Genomic DNA, 22,911 nt, shown 5'->3' with positions numbered 1-22,911 from the left:
GGGCTCCTACCTCTCGGGAAGCACAGGCAACGTCAGACCGGCCAGCGGAATTCCACGAAGCTGTTGTTGAAGTCCGGATGCTCCGGCCCGCCGCCCAGGCGCGCGACCAGGTCCTCGGGCAGGCCCGGGATCTCGACCTGCTGCCCGTCCTGGAAACGACCGCCGAGCACTTCCAGCTCCACAAGGCGTTCGCACAGGCTGCCGGCGAGATTGACCTGGGCGTCCGGCACGTCGCGCACGCTGAAATCGGGACGACCGAACTTGCGCATGCCGCGGGTGTGGATCCAGCTGCGACCGGGCTCGGACTCGGCGTCGCGCAGGATCAGCAGATGGCTGCGGATCGGTGCGCCGTCCGGCACGAGGTAGCGGCGACGCCAGCCGTCGGCATCGAACAGCGAGACGATCTGCGGATCGAGCACGGCGACACCGCCGATGTCGAGCAGGCCCGCGATCACGCCCATCACATCGCGCAGATAGCCGGTGTCCGGCTGGTCGGGCAGGCGACCGCGCACCACCAGCACCTGCGGTGCGTCCACTGCGGCTCGGTAGGCCTCGGGTGCCTCCTCCTTGAACAGCTTGCCCATGCTGCCGCCGAGCGGGTAACCCTCCCACGCACGGAGCTCGTGATGATGGTGGTTGGTGGAGGTGATGCCCTCGGGCAGGCCCGGGCTGCCGTAGTCCTGCGACGGCACGCGCACCGCCTCGAAACTGCCGAACACGTAGAACTGCAGCAGGATCTCCTCGTCGTTCGGCTGCCAGTGCGGGCGGGCCCAGGCGGGCAGGGACATCGTCGGGCTCATCGGAAATCCTTTCGGTAAACGTGCAAGTGTGGGAACAGCGATGTAGCCATCGCGCGAAGGCCTACTCGCCCAGCGGAAGCACGCTCTGCTGCAGCTCGATGCTGCCGCTGCCCTCGGTGATCTTCTTGAACTCGGCGCGGCTCACCGAGACGTAGCGGTCGTTGCCGCCGATCTCCACCTGCGGACCTTCGGTCACCGCGCGGCCGCTTTCGTCCACGCGCACCACCATGGTCGCCTTGCGGCCGGTGTGGCAGATGGTCTTGATCTCTTCCAGGTTGTCCGCCCAGGCCAGCAGGTGCCGGCTGCCCTCGAACAGCTCGCCGCGGAAGTCGGTGCGCAGGCCGTAGGCCAGCACCGGGATGTTGAGCCGGTCGACCACGTCGCTGACCTGCCACACCTGCGCCTTGGTCAGGAACTGCGCCTCGTCGACGAACACGCAGTGCAGCGGACCGCGCTCGGCGATGTCCGCCTCGACCATCGCCAGCAGGTTGGCCTCGGCGCCAAAGCGGCGGCCATTCGCCTTCAGGCCGATGCGCGAGGCGACCACGCCCTCGCCGAAGCGGTCGTCCAGCGACGGCGTGAGGATCAGCGTGCGCATGCCGCGCTCGTGGTAGTTGTACGCGCTCTGCAGCAGCGTGGTGGTCTTGCCGGCATTCATTGCCGAGTAATAGAAGTAGAGCTTGGCCATGGACGCGGAATCGGGGGAATCGATCCGGCATGGTAGCCGACCGCGCCGGCTGCGATCAGCCCGCCGGAAGCCCGAACACCACCACCACCCCGGCCAGCACCGCGCCCAGCGCGTACACCGCCCGCAGCCAGGGCCTGCCGCCGGCCAGTGCCACCGCCAGCACGCACTGCAGCGCGTAGTACACGGCGAAGGCGCGGCTGGCGATCGCGATGATGCCGAACAGGTTGGCCATCCAGGTCAGGGCGATCGCCACCACCACGATCGCCACGTAGGCCCGCCGCGGCGGCAGCCGCTCGGACAACTCGGCCAGCAGGCCGCCGGCCCCGCCCATGTCGGCCACCGCCGCCGAGAGCTGCGAGGCGACCGCAGCCAGCACCAGCAGCGGGCCGAGCAGCGGACCGACCCGGCCGAGGATGTCGATGATCTCGGTCTCCTCCACCGCGGCACCGGTGTGGCCGGGCGGCACGTGCGGCAGCAGCAGGGCGATGAAGGCGACGTAGATCGCGGTGGACAGGCCCTGCGCCCAGCGCATGCTGCGTATGCGCAAGGGGGCCGGGTAATCGCGGCCGAGGAAACGCGAGGTCTCGAACCCCTGCACCAGGATCACGCAGCCCAGCAGCACGCGCAGCTCGTGCCAGCCCGGGTGCTTCGCCGGCAGCGTCACCGCGCGCACCGCCGGCTCCGCCAGCCACACGGCGGCCAGCGCGGCCAGCACGCCGGCGATCACCGCCAGCTTGAAGCTCACCGCGTAGATCTCCACCCGCTCCACGCCGCGGAAACCCCGGAACCAGCCCAGCGCACCCACGCCGGCAAGGATCGCCGTGGTCACCATCCGCGCGAGGTCCGGCGAAACCATGCCGAAGCCCTTGAGCAGGAAGGCGCCCAGCAGGTTCAGGTAGTAGGCCACCGAGATGAAATAGGCCAGCGCCAGGCCGAGCTCGGCGATCCGGTCCAGTTGCTGCAGCCGTGGCGCGCGGGTGGTGCCGCGCAGCGGCTCGGCATGGGCGATGTTGAAGCGCACCGCGCTGCCGAACAGCCAGGCCAGCGCGCACAGGCCGGCCATCGCCATGGCCGCGCCCCGGCCGGCCACCCCGGCCAGGATCGGCCCCACCACCAGGAAGCCCGAGCCGATGATCGACGCCAGCGGCGTGACCGTGGCACGCCAGCCATCGCGGCGACGCGTGCCCGGCGCCAGCAGCAGGGCCAGTGCCGGCGCAAGTACGAGCAACGCAATGACGTCGAGGAGCTGGGGAGTCATGCCGGGCCCGCGGGCAAAGCACAAAAGCATAGCGGGCCGGTCGGTGATGGCCCACATCGCCCGCCCCGTGGCCGGCCCCTGTCCGGCCAACGGCTGTCGTGGACGACCACGACAGCCGCGCATGGATCAGCGCGCAGGCAACTTCAGGCCGCCTCGGCCTGCCGCGCGGCAACCAGCGCCTGGGTGAGATCCGCCCACAGGTCGTCGACGTGCTCGATGCCCACCGACAGACGCAGCAGCCCCGGGGTGATCCCGCAGTGCTGCTGGGTCTGCGCATCCACCACGCGATGGGTCAGTCCGGCCGGATGCTGGATCAGCGTGTCGACCGAACCCAGGCTCACCGCCGGCGTGGCCAGCCGCACCGCGGCCATCACTGCCGCGGCCGCCGCATGGCCGCCGTGCAACTCGAAAGCAAGCAGGCTGCCAGGCCCGCGCATCTGGGTGCCGACCAGGTGCGCGTTGGCAACGGTGCCCAGACCGGGGTAGCTGACCTTCGCCACCGCCGGGTGCGCGGCCAGCCGCTCGGCGATGTGCCGGGCGTTCTCCTGCGCCTGGCGCACGCGCAGACCCAGCGTGGGCAGGCCGCGATGCAGCAGGTAGGCACCGAGCGGATGCAACAGACCGCCGGTCGCCGCGCGCACCTGGCGCAGCGCCTGCGCCCACTCCGCGTCGCAGGCCACCACGCCGGCGATCACGTCGCCGTGGCCGCCGAGGAACTTGGTCGCACTGTGCAGTACCAGACGGGCCCCCAGTTCCGCCGGCTGCTGCAGCACCGGGGTGGCGAAGGTGGAATCGACCAGCACCGGTACCGAGCCGGCCGCGCGGACGACCGCGGCGATATCGATCAGGTCCAGCGTGGGGTTGGCCGGCGTCTCGATCACCACCATCGCAGTGTCGGCATCGATCGCCGCGGCGAGGGTATCGGGCGTCACCCAGCGCACCGGTATACCTAGCAGGCCGGAGTCGAGCAGGTGATGGCTGGTGCCGTACAACGGACGCATCGCCAGCACGTGCCGGCCGCGCTGGCCGGCAGCGAGCAGGCAGGCCGACATCGCTGCCATGCCGGAACCGAACGCCACCGCGTCGCTGGTGCCTTCCAGCTGGGCCAGGGCGGCTTCGAAGCGGGCCACCGTGGGATTGAACAGCCGCGCGTAGATCGGATTGGCGGCGCTGGCCGCGCCGCCGACCAGGGCGTCGAAGCTGGCGGTGCCCTCGTCGAGGTCGCGCACCGGATACGTGGTGGACAGGTCCAGCGGCGGCGCATGCACGCCCAGTTCGGCGAAATCCTCGCGGCCGGCGTGGACGGCCAGGGTGTCCGGATGGGTGGCGTGGTCGTGGCGCATGGTCCTGCCCTCTGATTCGCGAAATGGTCTCGAGGGTAGAACCGAGGCGGCACGGCACGGCACACTTCCGAACATTCTTCGGAAATGGGCGCAAACCATGCATCTGGACCGAACCGACTTCGCCATCCTGCGCGAGTTGCGGAAGAACGCGCGGCTGCCCAACAAGACCCTGGCCGAGCGCCTCGGGGTGGCGCCGTCCACCGCGCTGGAGCGGGTGCGCCGGCTGCGCGCCGCCGGTGCGATCCAGGGCTTCCATGCCGAGATCGATCCGCGCGCGGTGGGCATCGGGCTGCAGGCGATGATCAGCGTGCGGCTGGCCCGCCACGCGCGCGGCGACGTGGATGCCTTCCACGCCTACCTGCTGACTCTGCGCGAGGTGCTGAGCTTCTACCACGTGGCCGGCGCCAACGATTACCTGGTGCACGTGGCGGTGCGCGACAGCGACCACCTGCGCGACTTCGCGCTGGATGCCTTTACCACCCGGCCGGAGGTGGCGCACATCGAGACCAGCCTGATCTTCAGCTTCCGTCGCAACCCGGACCTGCCGGTCTACCGTGACGCGGACGAGCCCTGAGCCGGCACAGGGCTCTGCTACCATCGCCCGGCCCGCGCCGCGGCGCGTCCGCTGTTCCGAATCCGATGCTCAACCCCCAACAACTGGCCGCCGTCGAGTACTGCGACGGCCCACTGCTCGTGCTGGCCGGCGCCGGCTCCGGCAAGACCTCGGTGATCACCCAGAAGATCGCCCACCTGATCCAGCGCCGGAAGCTGGCCGCGGGCAAGATCGCGGCGATCACCTTCACCAACAAGGCCGCCCGCGAGATGCGCGAGCGCGTCGGTAAGCTGGTAAGCAGCGAGGATGCCGCCGCACTCACCGTGTGTACCTTCCACGCGCTGGGTCTGAAGTTCCTGCAGATCGAGCACGAGCGCGCCGGCCTGCGCCGCGGCTTCTCGGTGCTGGATGCCGACGACAGCGAGGGCATCGTCAAGGAGCTGGCGCCGAAGGGCGCCAAGCCGGACGTGCTGTGGGGCATCCGCAACCTGCTCGGCCGCGCCAAGAACGCCGGTCTGTCGCCGGAAGAGGCGCTGGCCGCCGCGCGCAGCCCGAAGGAGCTGGAGGCGGCGACCATCTACGACCTCTACCAGCAGCGCCTGGCCGCGTTCAACGCGGTGGATTTCGACGACCTGATCCGGCTGCCGCTGCGCATCCTGGAATCGGACGCCGAGTGCCGCGACGCCTGGCGCGAGCGCCTGCGCTACCTGCTGGTGGACGAGTACCAGGACACCAACGACGCGCAGTACCGCCTGCTCCAGGCACTCACCGGCGAGCGCGGCCACATCACCTGCGTGGGCGACGACGACCAGTCGATCTACGCCTGGCGCGGCGCCAACCCGGAGAACATCGACCAGCTCGGCCGCGACTGGCCGAACCTGAAGGTGATCAAGCTCGAGCAGAACTACCGTTGCGGCAAGCGCATCCTCCGCGCGGCGAACAAGCTGATCGCCAACAACCCGCACCTGCACGAGAAGAAACTCTGGAGCGAGCACCCGGAGGGCGCGCCGATCCGCGTGCTGGAGTGCAAGGACGCCGAGCACGAGGCGGAGAAGATCGCCGCGATCGCCGTCACCCTGGCCGAGAAGCACAAGGCGCGCTGGGAGGACATGGCGATCCTCTACCGCGGCAACTTCCAGGCCCGTCCACTGGAAAAGGCGCTGCGTCTGGCGCGCGTGCCCTACCACCTCACCGGCGCGCTGTCCTTCCTCGACCGCGCCGAGGTGAAGGACCTGCTGTGCTACCTGCGCCTGCTGGCCAACCCCAGCGACGACGCCGCCTTCCTGCGCGTGGTGAACGTACCGAAGCGCGAGATCGGCTCCACCACGCTGGAGAAGCTGGGTCAGATCGCACAGTCGAAACACTGCTCGCTGCTGGAAGCCATCCGCAGCGACAGCGTGCTGCGCCAGCTCAGCCCGCGACCGGCCGCGGCGCTGGCCTCGTTCTCCGAACTGCTCGACGAACTGCGCAGCGCCTCGCTGCACGAGAGCGCGGCCGACCTGGTCGAGCGCGTGCTCAAACGCACCGGCTACGCCACCCACATCATGGCGGGCACCCCCGACGCCACCGTGCGCGACCGCAAGCTCGGCAACCTGAAGGAACTCACCGACTGGTTCCGCGCCATGCAGAAGGGCAACAACAGCGCCGGCGACCTCGCCTCGCAGCTGGCCCTGCTCAGCCACGCCGACCGCGACGACCCCGGCAACGCCGTGCGCATGATGACCATGCACGCGGCCAAGGGGCTGGAGTTCCGCTTCGTCTTCATCGTCGGCTGCGAGGAAGGCACGCTGCCGCACGAGGGCGCCATCGACGAGGGCCGCATCGATGAGGAGCGGCGCCTGATGTACGTCGGCATCACCCGCGCCAAGCAGGTGCTCACGCTGTCGTGGTCGGCCAGGACCAAGCGCTACGGCGAGGTCAACGCCAACCAGCCCAGCCGCTTCCTGCATGAGCTGCCCCAGGACGACCTGCACTGGCAGGGCAAGGATCCGGAAGCCGACAAGGAAGCGGTGCGGGAGACCGCCGAATCGCACATGGCGAAGATCGCCGCGATGCTCGCCGGCTGAGGCCGGCATTGGCTGCGGAGGCGGGATCGACCTCACCGCGCCACCGGTACCCCACACGATGCGCGCGATGGGGCAGCCAATTCGGCCGCCCCATCGCGCACGGGGTCATCAGTGGCTGCCCAGCCCGCAATCGTCCTTGAGGAAGTTCTGGATCAGCGTGAGCGTTTCGCGCTGCTGACGGGGATACCAGGGCATGCTGTGGGGCATGTCGGCGATCCAGTGGAACTTGGCCGGGACCTTGTCCTTGACCGCCTCGTAGAACCGATGCGCGTGGATCGCCGGCGGCGTGCGCACATCACGATCGCCGTCGAACAACAGGATCGGGAGATGCGCCTTGTCGGCATTGGCCATCGGATCCATGCCCTTGACGGTGGTGCCTTGCAGGATGCGCTGCAGGCGATTGTCGCTCCACGAGGTATTGAGCCGGCCCAGATCGGCAACCGGCGCTCCCGCGATCGCGCACTTGAACGGCGACGGGGAACGCACGGTGGCCGCCACGGCTGCGAATCCGCCGTAGGAGTATCCGAAGATGGCGATGTCGCCCTTCGTGGTGATGCCCTGCGAAACCAGCCAGGCAGCGCCGTCGTCTAGGTCATCGGACATCTTCAGGCCCCACTGGGCGTCGCCGGCGAGCCAGAGCTTGCGACCGAGCCCCTGCGACCCCCGGTACTGGGGCCGCAAGACCGCATATCCGCGTGATGTGAGCAGGGGCACCCAGCCGCTCTCGTCCCAGCCGGTGTAATCGCGGGCCCAGGGGCCACCATGGGGCAGCACGATCGCCGGGGCGGGCGCGTCACCCTTCTTCCAACCCGCTGGAAGGTCGAGGATGGCCGGGATGTCCAAGCCGTCGCGCGCCTTGTAGCTGACCCAGCTCTCCTTGCCCGTCATGCCGGGCTTGATCCAGGGGCGGGTGCTGCCGAGTGTCACCAGCTTGCTCTTGTTCAGAAGCAGGTGATACGCCACGGGCGTGCCCGCGTTCTCCGTGGTGAACAGAACCTTGGAGAAATCGTTGGTGTAAGAGGAGATGGCGACCTGCTGGTCGGGAAAAGCCTGGGCCAGGCCTGCGGCGATCCCCTTGAGCACCGGATCGACATAGACCGTCTGCGGTCGCGGACCGCCGATCACGAAGCCGACGACCTGATTGAAGTTCTGCGGCCGCCTGCTGAAGATCAGGTCGGTGATGGAGTAATCCTTGTCGGCCACGGCGGGCTCGGCGTCGAACTTGTGCGTGACCGCGTCGTAGAGCCGTGCCTGGATCTTGTCGGAGAACTGGTTGGTCAGTACGTAGTACTTGCCCGTGGCGTCGTCCACCCCAGCTACGCTGACCTCGTAGCGATTCGAGAGCTTGGTGGTCAGCGGATCCTGCACCTCGAACATGCCGGTCCTCGGGTTGAGGATCAGGAACCGCTGCTCATAGTCGCCACCGACCGGCTCGATCTCCGATTTCACCAGCACCTTGCCCGTGCGCGAATCGAACAGGGCGGGAGTGGTACGAGTGCTGCCAGTGAATAGCAGCTCGGTATCGCCGGTCTTGAGGTTGTAGAGGTAATAGTTGGTCATGAAGCTGACGCCGCTCAGGCGGCGGATGATGACCTTGTCCGGGTCCAGCGGAAGCATGTCGACCAACGCGGCCGTACCGGCCAGCTCGAGGCAGATCTCGGTGTTGCTGCTTACGCCCATCCGGCGCGTCTTCTGCGCAAACGCTTCCTCGAATTTCTTCTGGCCGGCGTCCGTCAGATAGGTCTTGGTGATGAAGGTCTTGGTCGCGCCGACCATCTTGCCCTCGCCGCAACCACCCAGCTGGCCCGTCCACTCCTGGCGGGCGATGGCGAGAATCCGGTCCGCCTTGAGGGCGTAGGCGGCGATGAACTTCATGTGCTCGCCCGAGGGCGTCACCACCTTGGGGCTGGCGGACAGCGCATCGAGGTCCCAGGTCGCCAGCGCCGTCTCGTCCTTGTTGCTGGGCGATGGGATCAGGCCGACCAGATGTTTGCCGTCCGGACTCATGCTCATCGACTGCAGCGCCGGTTCACGGGCGAGATCCTCGATGGCGATGGGTTGTGCTGCGTGGGCGATGCCGATGCCCATGAGCAAGATCGAAAGGCCGCCGAACAAGGGCCGTGTGAAAAGCTGTCGCATATCTTTCTACTCCATGCAGTAGAAGCCGAGATGACGGCCTACTCCATCAACGTCCCGGGCTCGCCCTCCCCCTACCGCAAGCGAAAACGGCACGATGATTTCGACACCCCGGCGATCCGTATCACGTGAATCAGCTGGCATGCACGCGATGACAAGAAAGGGAGGCGACCAACGTCGCCTCCCTTCAGGTCATCCGACTACGTTTCCTCAGAACCGATAATTGACGCGGCCGAAGAACGTGCGGCCGAACCAGTCGTACTGGGAAGCGTAGATCGGCGTATTGCCAACCCGGGTGCCCGCACCGGAGGAGATCAGGTCCGGCTTCGTATCGAACAGGTTGCGGATGCCGAACGTGGCGGTCCACTTGTCGCGGTCGTAGGTCACCGACAGGTCATGCAGGAACTGCGCATCGGCCTTGATGTCGCGAGTGGCGTTCGCGTAGCCCTGATACGTGAAGGTAGGGGAGATGTCCTTGTTGCGCGTGGCGCTGACGTACTGACCCTGCCACGACACCGTCCAGTCACCCCGCTTGTAGCTGGCGTTCAGCAGCGCGGTCCACTGCGGGCTGCCGATGTAGCCAATGCGGTCCGAATTCGCGACGCCGCTCGCCTCCGCCGTGCTGAAATACTGCGTCACGTCGGACAGCGTCTTCACTACCTGGGCGCCCGCGCGGATGGTTCCGAACGAGAAGTCCTGGGCGAAGTCGGCCTGGAAGTCGTAGCCGCGCTGGCGCTGGCTGTTGATGTTGATGTAGGTGGCGTAGATGTTGGTGATCTTGAACGCCTCGCCACCGGTACCCGGATTACGCTCGAACAGGTTGCAGAGGTTGTTCGGATACACCGGGGCCGCGTAGCAACCCGTGACGATATCGGAGGCGCCGAGCGTACCGATCTCGCCCTTGATCTGGTAGTCGAAATAGTCGACCGCCAGGCTGAGATTGGCGAACGTCGGCGTCCACACCAGGCCGGCGGACTTGGCGCGGGAGGTTTCCGGCTTCAGGAAGCCCTTGCCGCCACCCGTGAACACCTGCGCCGACGAGTTGCCCGAGGCCGAGTAGTCCGCCGGGATACCGGCCGCAGCGCAGTGGGCGCGGACGAAGTCGTTGGTGCTGTCCTGCCAGCGGATGCACGGATCGATCGACAGCTGACTCTCGAATCCCGACTGGTTGCCCAGGTACAGCTCGTACAGCTGCGGCGCACGATAGGACGTGCCCAGCGTGCCGCGGGCGCGGAAGGTCGGGGTGATCTGCCAGCTGAGGCCGGCCTTCCACACCTTGTCCCACGAGCCCACGCTGTCGTACTTGAACACGCGACCCGACACGTCGGCGGTCAGCGACTCGATGCCCGGGATGCCGCTCAGCAGCGGCACGCCCAGCTCGGCAAAAACCTCCTTGACCTTGTCGGTACCCTTGGTGCGCTGCGCCGACGAGTAACCCCACTCGTAGCCCGCTGCATTGTTGGCATCGGGCGTGTCGTCGATGGAGTAGCGACGGAACTCGACGCCGGTGGCAGCAGACACCTCGCCCGCCGGCAGGCTGAACAGATCGCCCTTCGCCGTGGCATTGAACGTCGTCTGCTTGTAGATGGTCTTGCCCTGCGTGGGCAGGCCGACCGCGGCGATGAGGGCACCCATGTTCTTGCCGCTCAGGATGTCCGGATTGAAATAATCAACCGGCGTGCTGAATCCGGGCTGCTCGTTGGCAGCCAGGGTCAGGTCACCGCTCTTGCGCGCGTCGATGCCGAGGCGGCTGTAGGTACCGCCGCTGCGGGAGAAGGTGCCGTTGACGTTCCAGTCCCAGCTGCTGTCGCCGAAGCCGCCCTCAAGTCCGCTCCTGACGTAGAAGTAATCCACAACTTCCTTCGTGTTGGACGGATAAGGCATGACCGGCTGGAACAGGCCGATGCCCTGGTCGGGCAGGCCGAAGAGCGAACTGGCATCGTCGGGCGAGCCCACCGGGACGTCGTGCTCGACGACCGGGAAGAACTGCCGCCAGCGCCGGGTGGTGGTGACGCGGCGATTGACCAGCAACTGGTTGTCCCAGGTCAGGTCGCCGAAGATGAAGTGGGTGCTCGCGTAACCGCTGCTGTTGCGGTTCTTGTTGATCGCCCAGGCCTGGTCCTGGAACGGCGAATTGAGCACTTCCTCGTAGAACGCCTGACCGCCGTTGGCGTAGGTGCCACGCTGCGCCGGCCGGAAGCCCGGCAGCGGACCCGTGGTGCTGCCGTCGCCGGAGGGTACGTACCGGGTTCCCGAGTAGTACGAGATGACCTCGTTCTGCAGCATGTTGTTGCAGCCGGCGTACGGCGTGCCCTGAAGGATCGAGTGATCCTGGCGATCGATGATCTTGCCGTCGGTGCCGCGGATGCGATCCTGGCTGCACTTCAGGAAGTCGCGGTCCTTGAGTGCCAGCGGCAGCTGTTCCTGCACCTGCGCCGCAAGGACCACGTTGCCCTTGTCGAAGTTGAAGCCCGTGGCGATCGACGTGGTGACCTGATCGGCACCACCGTGCTGCGGCGAACCCCAGAAAGCCTCGAGCTCCGTGTGATCAATCCGCTTCTTGGTAACCAGGTTCACCACGCCGGAGATGGCGTCGGAGCCGTAGAGCGAGGACGAGCCGTCCTTCACGATTTCCGCGCCGCCCAGAATGACCTCGGGCACCACGTTCAGATCGAAACCGGAACCGGTCTGACCCTGCGTGCCGGCAGGACCGGGGCGCTGACCATCGAGCAGAACCAGCGTGCGGTTCGCACCCAGTCCACGCAGGTCGATCGTCTGGATGCCGGTACCACCGCCCACCACAAAACCGCTGAACTGGTTGTTGATCTGAGTCGAGCCCAGTGCCACGGCAGTGGACTGCAGCAGGTTCACCGTGCCGAACGAGCCGGCGGCACGGTCGGCCTCGATATTGACCTTCTGGATCGGAACCATGTCCTGGTACTCAGGCCGGCTCAACAGACTGCCAGTGACGGTGACGGTCTGAAGCTGCTGCGGTTGCTGCTCCTTGGTCTTGTCGGTCGAGCTGGCCTGCTGTTGGTCGGCAGAGGCCGCCTGGTCCTGCGCAAACGCCGGCGTGAGCTGGAGGGCAGCGACAATCGCGACGGCTAGCGGCAAACGCGGAAACCCCCGACGAACGAGCTTGATCATTGTGTTTCTCCCCTGGGTCATTCTGATGACTGTAGTCAATCCGTTAAATTGACGTTTGGCAGAGTAGCCGCAGCTTCGTGCGAAGCGCAACTTCGACTTTTGTTCGGTGACGCACTGCACAAACCATTGATCCGAAATCCACTAGCCCGCGCAGGCCAGCGGTGCCACCCGCCGAATGTCCCGCGCGACGCGATCGAGGCGTGTCGGGGTGAGCCGTGCGTTATCGATCCGGTCGATTACCCGGGAAGAGACGGAACTTCATTCCTCCGCATGCTTCGGTTTTCAGTGCGACCGCGAAAGCCGAGCCACCCAACGGCTCATTGCACCCGGATACTGACCCCGGGAACGCGCAGTGCTCTGGCCACGCGGCCGGGCGATGCATTCGATTTTGCCGACGTCGCAAGCGGCGAGTGGGCATGGGAAGGCATGGCAACGCATGGTTCCGGGGCAGGTGACAGCCTCCGCTGATCGAAGCAGTCCAGCGGGCAAGCTCCGCGAGGGTGGGGAGGCGGTGGCCGGTGCCCGTCCTGCACCGAGACGGTTAAGACGTGGATGCGCCGGAACTTGCTGCGCGAAATCGATGACACCGCCACGATTCACGAAGATCGTCGCCCATCAATTCGGGCACCCGCTCCGGCAAGGCGAGACGGTAGGCCGCGTGCGGATGGGCCGCATGGCCTGATAGCTCTCCCGGATTGACGCCGGAAGGCTCGGACTCCTCGGTCAACCGCACTCCCACCAGTGGGGCGAGCCGCCCTCGCGTAAACGTCCAGGTCCTTGATGGCGTCCCGAACGAATCACGATCCGCACTCAGATCAGGTCGCGCACTTCCAGCTCGCGCTTGAGGTAGGCGTAGTAGATCGGCGCGGCGACCAGCCCGGACAGGCCGAACGCCGCCTCCATCACCAGCATCGCGACAAGCAGTTCCCACGCGCGCGAGCGGATCTGCGTGCCGACGATGCGTGCGTTGAGGAAGTACTCGAGCTTGTGGATCAGCACCAGGAAGGCCAGCGCAGCCACGCCCACGCCCAGCGAGATCGACAGGCCGGCGATGGTCACCGCGGTGTTGGAGATCAGGTTGCCGATCACCGGCAGCAGGCCGACCACGAAGGTGATCACCACCAGGGTCTTGGCGAACGGCACGTGGATGCCGAACAGCGGCAGCGCGCCGAGCAGGAAGATGCCGGTGAATACCGTGTTGATCAGCGAGATCTTGATCTGCGCGAACACGATGTTGTGGAACGCCTCGGCCAGCTTCTGGCAGCGCGCCGAGAGCGCCAGCGACAGCGGCGCGGACAGGTGCGCCGGACGGGTGCGCCCCAGCGCCACCAGCGCGCCCAGCGCCAACCCCAGGATGATGTGCAGGATCACCCGCGCGGTTTCCTTGCCGGCCAGCTGCAGGCTCACCGCGTGCTTGCGGGTCAGCTCCACCGCCATCACGCGCAGCTCGTCGACGCTGTCCGGCAGCCAGGTGGTCAGCGCCGGCGGCAGCTGCTGGCGGGCCTTCTCCACCAGCGGCATCAGCTGGTCCTGCCACAGCTGCATCGGGTTGCCGATCTCGCTGCGCAGCAGGCTCACGATGCCCAGCACCAGCAGCAGCAGCAGGCCGACGATCACCACGCCGAGCACGGCCACTACCACCATCCGCGCGCGATCGCCGGAGATCCGGCGGCCGAGCAGCGGGCTGGTCGAGTACACCAGTTCGTACACCAGCAGACCGGCCAGCAGCGCCGGCAGCAGGTGCAGGCGCAGCATCAGGAACAGCGCCAGGGCGGCGAGCAGGTAGCTGGCCAGTTCGATCCGGCCGGGCGGCCGCGGCATCGGGGGGGTGGGGGACGGCGTCATCGGCATCCTTCCGCATCGGGGGAGTGCAGTCTGTCAGCGGCACCGCAGGACCGCCAGCACGGGGCGGCCGGACACGTGGCTGTCGTAAACTCGCCCGATGCTTGTCGATCCGATGTCATTGCCAAGGTTGCCCATGCGCCCACGCGTTCCCGCCCTCATCGCCGCCCTCGTCCTCGTCGCCGGCTGCAGCACTGCCCCCTCCCGCCCCGCCGCGCCGCCGCCCATCCCGATGGCTGCGCCGGCTCCCGCTCCGGCGCCCGCCGGCCCGGGCGCGGACGACAATCTCAACGCCGTGGTGTGGTCGCAGACCGCGGTCGAACACGACCTGATTTTCATGCAGACCTACCGCGACGCGCAGATGCAGCTGCTCAAGGCGCTGAAGGATCGGAGCTGGGATGCCCTGACCCGGGACGATCGCGCCGTGCCGGTGAGCGGCAAGCTGAAGCCGGCGGTGGTGCTGGACGTGGACGAGACCGCGCTGGACAACTCGCCCTACCAGGCCCGCCTGATCAGGAGCGGCACCGAGTACAACGAGGCCGACTGGGCCAACTGGTGCAAGGAGGAGGCCGCGCGCGCCCTGCCCGGCGCCGTCGAGTTCACCCGGTTCGCGGCGAAACACGGCATCGCGGTGATCTTCATCTCCAACCGCGCCAAGGACCTGGACACGGTCACCCTGGCCAACCTGCGCAAGGTCGGCTTTCCGGTCTCGGGGCCCGACGCGTTCCTCGGCCTGGGCACGTTCGTCGAGGGCTGCGAGCAGATCGGCACCGAGAAGGGTTGCCGCCGCCAGCTGATCAGCCGCAAGTACCGCGTGCTGATGCAGGTGGGCGACCAGATCGGCGACTTCGCCGACGTGATCGCCAACAACGCCGCGGGCCGCCAGCAGGCGGTGGCGCCGTACCTGAAGTGGATCGGCACGCGCTGGTTCGTGCTGCCCAACGCCACCTACGGCAGCTGGGAGCCGGCCCTGTTCAACAACGACTGGACCCAGTCCCGCGAGGAGCGCCGGCGCCAGAAGGAAGCCGCGCTTCGCGTGAAGTAGTGCTCAAAATCAAATACTTGCGTCACAAAACAAATCCATTGCCTTAACTTTGACGAGCCGTTACCATGGCCTCGCCGACACCTGCTGCTGACCGCAGATAACACAGGCAAGGCCATTTCCCTTCCGGCTCTGCCGGGACTGACCCCGCAAGGCTCACGCCGGCGGGGTTTTCTTTTGCCACATCGTCCGGCTGCCTTGTCCGGGCAACGGGCGATCCGTAGCCTCGACGTTTCCGCCTCTTCCGGCCACGCAATGACCCGCCTGCCTCGCCTGCTCCGCTGGCTCCTGCCGCTCGGCGTGCTGCTCGCGTCTCTGGCCGGCTGCGACCGGCACGACGACACGGCGGGCCCGGAGGGCGCCGCTGCCGCCGTGCGCACGCTGGTCGCCGACGTGCGCCGGGACGACCTCGCGGCCTTCTGGAAGCACGGCCTGCCGCCCGCGGCCTACACCGCGGTCGCGCGGGGCTGGCAGCGGCGCCAGCAGCAGGCGGCCACCGACGCGGAGCGCGCCGCGTTCCACCGCTTCATGGACGGGTTCGACGGACCAGGGGCCGCCGCGCGCCTGGTCGCGCGCTGGCGACCCACCCTCGTGCGCCTCGACCGGCAGTACAGCGACCAGTTGCCCGTCCTCATCGCCATCGGTGGCGGCATGGTGCGGCAAACGGCAAGCCGTGCGCTCGCGCTCGATACCGCGCAGTCCCAGGGCCTGGAGCCGCTGCTGGCGCCCTGGGTCGCCTGGGCGGAACAGGCGCCATGGCTGGACCTGGAGCGCAGCCGGCGGGCCGCCGCGATCGCCGTGGCGACCGTGCGGTCGCTGGATCTGACGACGTTCGCGCAGGCCCGGTCGCTCGATTTCGACGCGGCCATGGTGCAGGCCTCGCGCCTGCTGGCCGGCGCCAAGCAGGGGCTCGCTCTTTACGGCCTGCCGCTCGATGAGGTACTCGATGCCGCGCAGGTGAGCCTGGCGTCGCAGCGCGGCGACCTGGCCTGGGTGCGCATCGACTACCGCCTGCAGGGCCAGCCGCAGCAGGCGGTGCTGAAGATGCAACGGGTCGACGGGCACTGGTATCCCACGGTGCTGCCCCTGCTGGCCGGAGCCATCGATCCACCGGACTGGGCAGGCTGGGCCCGGTTCGCGCCGAACCGGGCCGATGTCGCGACCCGGGCCGGAGCCTCCGGCGCTGTCCCGGTACAATAGGCGGATGCCCATGACCTCTTCGATGGACACGCCCCCCAAGAGCCGCGCGCCGTGGTGGTTCAACCTGCTCGGCCACCTGCTGGAGCCGTGGGTGAAACTGCGCCGCGATCCGGCCGAACCCGCCACCCTGCTCAAGGCAGGCGTGCCCGTGTGCTACGTGATCGAGCGCGACGGCATCTCCGACGCGCTGATCCTGGAGCGCGCCTGCCGCGAGGCCGGCCTGCCCTCGCCGATGCAGCCGCTGCCCGGCACCCGGCGGCGCCGCTCGGTGCTGGCGCTGGGCCGCAGCGACGGCCTGGTGCTGGGCAAGAACCGGCAGCGCTCGCCGAAGGACGCGCTGGGCCAGCTCACCCGCGCGCTGGAGGGCGACCCCGAACGCGACGTGCAGATCGTGCCGGTGTCGATCTACGTCGGCCGCGCGCCGAGCCGCGACAGCGGCTGGTTCCGCGTGCTGTTCTCGGAGAACTGGGTGGTGGTCGGCCACTTCCGCCGCCTGCTGGCGTTGCTGCTGAATGGCCGCGACACCGTGGTGCAGTTCTCCGATCCGGTGTCGCTGCGCGAGGCGCTGGCCGACGCCGGCGAGATCCCGCCGGAGCGCTTCGCGCGCAAGATCGCCCGCGTGCTGCGCGTGCACTTCCGCCGCATCCGCGCGGCAGTGATTGGTCCGGATCTCTCCCACCGGCGCACCGTGGTCGACGCAGTGCTCAACGCCGAGCCGGTGCGCGCCGCGATCACCGCCACCGCCAGCAAGGAAAAGATCTCCTACGCCAAGGCCTGGCGCCGCGCGCAGAAGCTGGTGCTGGAGATCGCCGCGGACTACTCGCATCCGGTGGTGCGCTCGGCCTCGTTCGTGCTGTCCAACTTCTGGAACAAGCTGTACGACGGCATCGCCATGCATCACTTCGACAAGGCCCGCGCCGCGGCGCCCGGCTACGAAGTGGTGTACGTGCCCAGCCACCGCAGCCACGCCGACTATCTGCTGCTGTCCTACCAGCTGCATGCCTCCGGCGTGGTGGTGCCGCACATCGCCGCGGGCGTGAACCTCAACCTGCCGGTGATCGGCCCGATCCTGCGCCGCGGCGGCGCGTTCTTCCTGCGCCGCAGCTTCAAGGGCAATGCGATGTACTCGGTGATCTTCAACGAATACATGGCCCAGCTGATCGACCGTGGCGTACCGATCGAATACTTCATCGAGGGCGGTCGCTCGCGCACCGGGCGCCTGCTGGCGCCCCGCGCCGGCCTGCTGGCGATGACCGTGCGCGCCTTCCTGCGCGCGCCGCGCCGCCCGGTGCTGTTCCAGCCGGTGTACATCGGCTACGAAAAGCTGATGGAGGGCAAGTCCTACGCGGGCGAGCTGTCCGGCAAGCCGAAGGAGAAGGAATCGCTGGTCGGCCTGATCAAGGGCCTGAAGGTGCTGCGCCAGCGCTACGGCCACGTGGCGCTGAACTTCGGCGAGCCGATCGAGCTGACCCCGATGCTCGACGCGGCCTCCGCGCAGTGGCGCGCCGCCGGCGGCGACCCGGACGCCAAGCCGGAATGGCTCGGCGGCCTGGTCGACCGGCTGGCCGAGCAGATCCAGGTCAACATCAACCGCGCCGCGGACGTGAACCCGATCAACCTGCTGGCGCTGGCGCTGCTGGCCACGCCCAAGCATGCGATGGCCGAGGCCGACCTGCTGGCGCAGCTGGAGCTGACCAAGGCGCTGATCGAGGAGCTGCCCTACTCCGACCGCGTCACGCTGACCCCGATGGACCCGGCCGGCATCATCGCCTACGGCGAGCAGATGGGCTGGACCCGTCGCGTCAGCCACTCGCTCGGCGACGTGCTGGTGGCCGACGACGAGCAGGCGGTGCTGCTCTCGTACTTCCGCAACAACGTGCTGCACCTGACCGCCACCGCCGCCTGGGTCGCCTGCTGTTTCCTCAACAACCGCCGCATGTCGCGCAGCTCGGTGCTGCGGCTGGGCAAGATCATCTACCCGTTCATCCAGGGCGAGCTGTTCCTGCCGTGGGATACCGAGGGGTTCGGCCAGCAGATGCAGGCGACGGTCGACTTCTTCCTGCGTCGCGGCCTGCTCGAAGCCTCGGGCGAGGGCCGCGTACTCGAACGCGGTCCGGGCCAGGAGGATGCGGCGTTCCAGCTCAAGGTGATCGCCCGGAGCCTGACCCAGGCCTTCGAGCGGTACTACATCACGCTGGCCGCGCTGGCCAAGAACGGCCCGCACACGATGACCGCGGCCGAACTGGAGAACGCCTGCACCCTCACCGCGCAGCGCCTGTCCCTGCTCAGCGAGCAGGCCGCGCCGGAGTTCTTCGACAAGGCGCTGTTCCGCGGCTTCATCCAGAAGCTGCGCGAGCGGAAGATCGTGTGGACCGACGACGCCGGCAAGCTGGACTACGACCGCGCGCTGGAGGAGATGGTGCGCGATGCCCGGGTGATCCTGGCCCGCGAAGTGCGCCACTCGATCCTCAAGATCACCCCGGGCGGCGAGGAAAAGACCGAGCACGACGCCGAGACCGGTGCCGCGTTGCCGCCGGCCGCGGCCACGCCGCCGGATGCCTCTCCGGCCGACCTGCATGCCCGCCACGTGGAAACGGCCCATCGCCAGCACGTGCACGAGCCGGTCGAGCCGGTCGCCACCGACGCGGCGGCCGACGACGCCCGCGAGGGCACGTCCGACCAATAGCCACTGGCCGCCGGCGGCGGCCACTGCCTACCATGGCGCTTTCCCCCTGCCGGAGCGCCTCCATGACCGTTCGTCCCGTCGCGATCGCCCTTGCCGCCGCGCTGGCCCTGCCCGCGGCCCGCGCCGATGCTCCCGCCGCCCCGGCCGGCAAGGGCCGTGTCGCCGTGGTCACCTGCGGGCATGCCATCGACACCGCCGCCGGCAAGCTGCTGGGCGAGACCACGGTGATCGTCGAGGACGGCGTGATCCGCGAGGTGCGCCCCGGCGCGGTCGACCTGAAGGCGATGGGCGACCAGGCGCAGGCCGCCGGCAAGTCGTTCGAGGCGCATGTGCTCCCGAGCTCCACCTGCCTGCCCGGCCTGATCGACGCGCACACCCACCTGACCGACGAGACCAGCCCCACCGGCTACTCCGACCAGTTCCGCTGGAACATCGCCGACTACGCGGTGCGCTCGACCGTCTACGCCAGGCGCACGCTGATGGCCGGCTTCACCACCGTGCGCAACGTCGGCGACCAGCAGAACGACTCGGTCGCCCTGCGCAACGCGATCAACGCAGGCGTGCTGCCGGGGCCGCGCATCTTCACCGCCGGCGTGCCGATCGGCTCGACCGGCGGCCACGCCGATCCCACCGATGGCTACCGCAGCGACCTGGCCGGCAATCCCGGTCCGAAGGACGGCATCATCAACAGCCCGCAGGACGCCTGGAAGGCCGTGCGCCAGCACTACAAGGACGGCGACGACCTGATCAAGATCATGCCCTCCGGCGGCGTGCTCGACGAAAGCGCCAGCGCCGACAACCCGCAGATGACGCTGGAGGAGATCAAGGCGGTGGTGGCCGCCGCGCACGACTACGGCTTCACCGTGGCCGCCCACGCGCACGGCGCCGAGGCGATCCGCCGGGCGGTGCTCGGCGGGGTGGACTCGATCGAGCACGGCACCTTCATGAACGAGGCGGACATGAAGCTGATGAAGGAACACGGCACCTGGTACGTGCCCACCATCATTGCCGGCAAGTACGTCGAGCAGATGGCCGCCATCCATGGCTACTACCCGGACCAGGTGGCGGCCAAGGCCCGCCAGGTCGGCCCGATCATCCAGGCCACCGCCGGCAAGGCCTACCGCGCCGGCGTGAAGATCGCCTTCGGCACCGACGCGGCGGTCTACCCGCACGGCCAGAACGCCAAGGAGTTCAAGTACATGGTCGACGCCGGCATGCCGCCGATGTACGTGCTGCAGGCCGCCACCACCCATGACGCCGAACTGCTGCACCAGGCGAAGCGGCTGGGCCAACTGGCGCCCGGCTTCGTCGGCGACGTGGTGGCCGTGCCGGGCAACCCGCTGGAGGACATCACGGTGATGCAGAAGGTCGGCTTCGTGATGAAGGACGGCGTGGTCTACAAGGACGGCGGCAAGCCGGTGCTCTGAGTGCGGCGACGCGGCAGCGGAATTGGCCGTCCAATCCCTGTACGATTGCAGCGATGAACGAGTCCCCGAAACCCGACCCGGCGCCGACCACGCATTTCGGCTTCCGCGACGTGCCCGTCGGCGAGAAGCAGAAGCTGGTCGGCCAGGTCTTCACCTCGGTCGCGCGCAGCTACGACCTGATGAACGACCTGATGTCGTTCGGCGTCCACCGGCTGTGGAAGCGCCATTTCGTGGCGATCAGCGGCATCCGCCGCGGCGACCGCGTGCTCGACCTGGCCGGCGGCACCGGCGACATCGCCGCGCTGCTCAAGCCGGTGGTCGGCAAGGACGGCGAGATCGTCGTCGGCGACATCAACGCATCGATGCTGCAGGTGGGCCGCGACCGGCTGACCGACCGCGGCCTGGTCGAGGGCCTGCGCTGGGCGCAGCTCAACGCCGAATGCCTGCCGTTTCCGGACAACTCCTTCGACGCGGTGACGATGGCCTTCGGCCTGCGCAACGTCACCGACAAGGACAAGGCGCTGGCCGACATCTGCCGCGTGCTCAAGCCGGGCGGCCGGGCGCTGGTGCTGGAGTTCTCCCGGGTGCAGAACGAGGCGTTCGGCAAGCTCTACGATTTCCATTCGTTCAACATCCTGCCGAAGCTCGGCAAGCTGTTCGCCGGTGATGCGGACAGCTACCAGTACCTGGCCGAGTCGATCCGCAAGCATCCGGACCAGGCCACGCTCAAGGGCATGATGGAGCGGGCCGGCTTCGGCAAGGTCGAGGTGCGCAACCTCACCAACGGTATCGTGGCGATCCACAAGGGCTGGAAACTCTAGGCAAACCATGCGGCCCGGGGGCCGCCGCCGACAGGAGGATGCTGGTGATGTGGCTCGAACCGCTCCGGATGTTCTTCCTCACCCGCCCACTCACCTTCGCCGCCGCTGGCCTGTTCCGGCTCTCGCCCCTGGCCGGAGTGTCCGCGTGGCACGCGGCGTTCCACCGTCCACCCACGCACGGCTGGTGGCTGGCCGCCTGGGTGGCCAGCGCGGCGCTGATCGTGCTGATGGCCGTGGTCGAGCGGCGCTGCAGCACCCGCGACCGCTCCTTCCATGGCGGCATGCTGGTGATCGCCGCCTCCACCTCCTCGCGCTGGGTCGTGCCGGACCTGCTGCTGGTGCCGGCCAGCCTGCTGTTCGCGCAGGCCATCGCCTGCCTGATCGCGCTGGGCAGTGATCCGGCGCAGGAGTTTCAGGAGCTGGTGCATGCGTTCTACCGGCACCGCCTGTCCTCGTGATCGTGCCCCGATGACATCCCGCGCCCCCGACCCACGCTCCGCGCCGATGGGTGGCCGCGCACGCGGACTGGCGCTGGTGGCGCTGCTCGCCGGCGTGTTCGCGCTGGGCCTGCAGTTCGCACTGACGCTGGCGACGGTGCACCGGCAGGGCTTCGGCGCCGAGCGGGCGCTGTGGATCTACCTCGGCTACTTCACCATCCTCACCAACGCGCTCGGCGCGCTCTCGCTGGCGCGGCTGGCGGCCGGCCACCGCGACGGCCTGTTCGCCCGCGACGAGGACGTCACCGCGATTGCCGCCAGCCTGCTGATCGTCGGCCTGGTCTACAACCTCGTATTGCGCCAGACCTGGCACCCGACCGGCTGGGCCGAGGTCACCGACGAACTGCTGCACGTGGCGATGCCGCTGCTGTACCTGGCGACCTGGTGGGTCGCCGGACGCGGCCAGGCGGTCTCGCGTTCGCGCCTGCTGGCGTGGATGGCCTACCCGGTCGCCTACCTCGCGTACGCGCTGGGTCGCGCCGCGCTCGACGGCCGCTATCCCTACCCGTTCCTCGACGTCGCAACGCTGGGATGGGTACGGGTGATGGGCAACGCGGCGCTGGTTGGCCTCGCGTTCCTCGGGATCGGCGCCGCGCTGGCCTGGCTGGCCGCGCGGCGCCCCCTGCGGCCAGTGCTCAGCGGGCGCGCAGGTCCGCCGTGATCGTGCCGACCTCGGCCGACTCCACGTCGTGCGGCGTATCGCGCCAGGTCTCGGCCAGCGCCTCGTCGTACCAGCGGCGCATCGACGGCAGCGCCAGCATGCGCTCGACCCAGCCGCTCGCCTCGGGCGAGAGCGACAGCCCGTAGGTCTGCACGCGGAACGCCACCGGCGCATAGAACGCATCCACCGCGGTGAAGCGGTCGCCGGCCAGGAACGGACCGCCGAAGCGGCGCAGTCCCTCACGCCACAGCTCGTCGATGCGGGCCACGTCGGCGGCCAGTTGCGGACCGATCTCGTGCAGGCGGATGCGCAGGCCGCAGCTCATTGAGCACTGCTGGCGCAGCGCGCCGAAACCCGAGTGCATCTCCGCCGTCGCGCAGCGCGCCCAGGTACGCGCGGCGGTGTCCTGCGGCCAGGCCGGATGCTGCTCGGCGAGGTACTCGACGATGGCCAGCGAGTCCCACACCACGGTGTCGCCGTCGCGCAGGCAGGGCACGCGGCCGTTCGGCGAAAACGCGCGGAAGGCCTCCCAGTTGGAACCGGGCGCGAACGGGTGCATCCGCTCCTCGAATGGCACGCCCAGCTCGTGCAGCAGCACCCATGGCCGCAGCGACCACGACGAGTAGTTCTTGTTGGCAATGTGCAGGGTGATCATGCGGAACATCCTCTTCGGTCACGGACAAAACGGAATTTCCTGCGGCGCGCGGGCCGTATGACGCATGGATCGGCGGGGGCGGGGTGCGG

General features: G+C 68.4%; 18 protein-coding genes. 10 read left to right on the top strand and 8 right to left on the bottom strand.

Features of this window, described 5'->3' with window-relative positions:
- Positions 1 to 32: 32 nt before the first annotated feature.
- The 4 genes from C693_RS0114625 to C693_RS0114610 all read right to left on the bottom strand — a co-directional run bounded on the left by C693_RS0114625 (position 33) and on the right by C693_RS0114610 (position 4,089).
- Positions 33 to 800 (bottom strand): hypothetical protein, encoded by a 768-nt coding sequence (locus C693_RS0114625; RefSeq protein WP_017463020.1) that lies wholly within the window; start codon positions 798 to 800, stop codon positions 33 to 35.
- A 61-nt stretch (positions 801 to 861) separates the two neighbouring features.
- Positions 862 to 1,488, bottom strand: coding sequence for a thymidine kinase (locus C693_RS0114620; protein ID WP_017463019.1), 627 nt, complete (start codon positions 1,486 to 1,488; stop codon positions 862 to 864).
- 55 nt (positions 1,489 to 1,543) lie between these two features.
- Complete coding sequence (locus C693_RS21890) at positions 1,544 to 2,746, bottom strand: hypothetical protein (RefSeq protein WP_017463018.1); 1,203 nt, start codon at positions 2,744 to 2,746, stop codon at positions 1,544 to 1,546.
- A 143-nt stretch (positions 2,747 to 2,889) separates the two neighbouring features.
- A complete protein-coding gene (locus C693_RS0114610; protein ID WP_017463017.1) occupies positions 2,890 to 4,089 on the bottom strand; it encodes a trans-sulfuration enzyme family protein in 1,200 nt (399 codons plus the stop codon).
- Positions 4,090 to 4,186: 97 nt separating this feature from the next.
- On the opposite strand from C693_RS0114610, the gene C693_RS0114605 reads away from it, so the two are divergent.
- Positions 4,187 to 4,663 carry an Lrp/AsnC family transcriptional regulator gene (locus C693_RS0114605; RefSeq protein WP_017463016.1) on the top strand — a complete coding sequence of 159 codons (477 nt, stop codon included), beginning with the start codon at positions 4,187 to 4,189 and terminating at the stop codon, positions 4,661 to 4,663.
- A 65-nt stretch (positions 4,664 to 4,728) separates the two neighbouring features.
- The gene (locus tag C693_RS0114600) at positions 4,729 to 6,708 is read left to right on the top strand and encodes a UvrD-helicase domain-containing protein (protein WP_017463015.1); all 1,980 of its coding nucleotides are present in this window, start codon (positions 4,729 to 4,731) and stop codon (positions 6,706 to 6,708) included.
- Between the two features lie 108 nt (positions 6,709 to 6,816).
- Here the strand turns inward: C693_RS0114600 and C693_RS0114595 are convergent, their stop codons facing one another.
- Positions 6,817 to 8,796, bottom strand: coding sequence for an alpha/beta hydrolase family protein (locus tag C693_RS0114595; protein ID WP_100243727.1), 1,980 nt, complete (start codon positions 8,794 to 8,796; stop codon positions 6,817 to 6,819).
- On the opposite strand from C693_RS0114595, the gene C693_RS23780 reads away from it, so the two are divergent.
- Positions 8,776 to 8,976 carry a hypothetical protein gene (locus tag C693_RS23780; protein ID WP_157798639.1) on the top strand — a complete coding sequence of 67 codons (201 nt, stop codon included), beginning with the start codon at positions 8,776 to 8,778 and terminating at the stop codon, positions 8,974 to 8,976. The two genes, C693_RS0114595 and C693_RS23780, sit on opposite strands and share 21 nt — an antisense overlap.
- 78 nt (positions 8,977 to 9,054) lie before the next feature.
- On the opposite strand, the gene C693_RS0114590 is transcribed toward C693_RS23780, so the two are convergent.
- Both C693_RS0114590 and C693_RS0114585 read right to left on the bottom strand, forming a co-directional pair.
- Positions 9,055 to 11,991, bottom strand: coding sequence for a TonB-dependent receptor domain-containing protein (locus C693_RS0114590; RefSeq protein WP_017463013.1), 2,937 nt, complete (start codon positions 11,989 to 11,991; stop codon positions 9,055 to 9,057).
- A gap of 810 nt (positions 11,992 to 12,801) precedes the next feature.
- Positions 12,802 to 13,836, bottom strand: coding sequence for an AI-2E family transporter (locus tag C693_RS0114585; protein ID WP_241762681.1), 1,035 nt, complete (start codon positions 13,834 to 13,836; stop codon positions 12,802 to 12,804).
- Positions 13,837 to 13,969: 133 nt separating this feature from the next.
- Here C693_RS0114585 and C693_RS0114580 point away from each other — a divergent pair, with 133 nt between their 5' ends.
- The 7 genes from C693_RS0114580 (at position 13,970) to C693_RS21885 (ending at position 22,167) form a co-directional block, all read left to right on the top strand.
- Positions 13,970 to 14,878: a 5'-nucleotidase, lipoprotein e(P4) family gene (locus C693_RS0114580; protein ID WP_026107438.1), complete on the top strand. Its 909-nt coding sequence runs from the start codon at positions 13,970 to 13,972 to the stop codon at positions 14,876 to 14,878.
- Between the two features lie 252 nt (positions 14,879 to 15,130).
- A complete protein-coding gene (locus tag C693_RS0114575) occupies positions 15,131 to 16,075 on the top strand; it encodes a hypothetical protein (RefSeq protein ID WP_017463009.1) in 945 nt (314 codons plus the stop codon).
- 10 nt (positions 16,076 to 16,085) lie between these two features.
- Positions 16,086 to 18,761: a glycerol-3-phosphate 1-O-acyltransferase PlsB gene (gene plsB / locus C693_RS0114570; protein ID WP_017463008.1), complete on the top strand. Its 2,676-nt coding sequence runs from the start codon at positions 16,086 to 16,088 to the stop codon at positions 18,759 to 18,761.
- A 62-nt stretch (positions 18,762 to 18,823) separates the two neighbouring features.
- Positions 18,824 to 20,188, top strand: coding sequence for a metal-dependent hydrolase family protein (locus C693_RS0114565; RefSeq protein ID WP_017463007.1), 1,365 nt, complete (start codon positions 18,824 to 18,826; stop codon positions 20,186 to 20,188).
- Between the two features lie 53 nt (positions 20,189 to 20,241).
- Positions 20,242 to 21,009, top strand: a complete 768-nt coding sequence (gene ubiE, locus C693_RS0114560) for a bifunctional demethylmenaquinone methyltransferase/2-methoxy-6-polyprenyl-1,4-benzoquinol methylase UbiE (protein ID WP_017463006.1) — start codon at positions 20,242 to 20,244, stop codon at positions 21,007 to 21,009.
- Positions 21,010 to 21,056: 47 nt separating this feature from the next.
- Complete coding sequence (locus tag C693_RS0114555) at positions 21,057 to 21,467, top strand: hypothetical protein (RefSeq protein WP_157798638.1); 411 nt, start codon at positions 21,057 to 21,059, stop codon at positions 21,465 to 21,467.
- 10 nt (positions 21,468 to 21,477) lie between these two features.
- Positions 21,478 to 22,167 (top strand): Pr6Pr family membrane protein, encoded by a 690-nt coding sequence (locus C693_RS21885; RefSeq protein ID WP_157798637.1) that lies wholly within the window; start codon positions 21,478 to 21,480, stop codon positions 22,165 to 22,167.
- Here C693_RS21885 and C693_RS0114545 read toward each other — a convergent pair.
- Positions 22,142 to 22,822 carry a glutathione S-transferase family protein gene (locus C693_RS0114545; RefSeq protein ID WP_026107437.1) on the bottom strand — a complete coding sequence of 227 codons (681 nt, stop codon included), beginning with the start codon at positions 22,820 to 22,822 and terminating at the stop codon, positions 22,142 to 22,144. The two genes, C693_RS21885 and C693_RS0114545, sit on opposite strands and share 26 nt — an antisense overlap.
- Positions 22,823 to 22,911 lie beyond the last annotated feature (89 nt).

This window comes from Dyella ginsengisoli LA-4, from assembly GCF_000334915.1.
Lineage (GTDB): Bacteria > Pseudomonadota > Gammaproteobacteria > Xanthomonadales > Rhodanobacteraceae > Dyella_A > Dyella_A ginsengisoli_A.
This window is presented reverse-complemented; position numbering and strand designations above follow the sequence as displayed.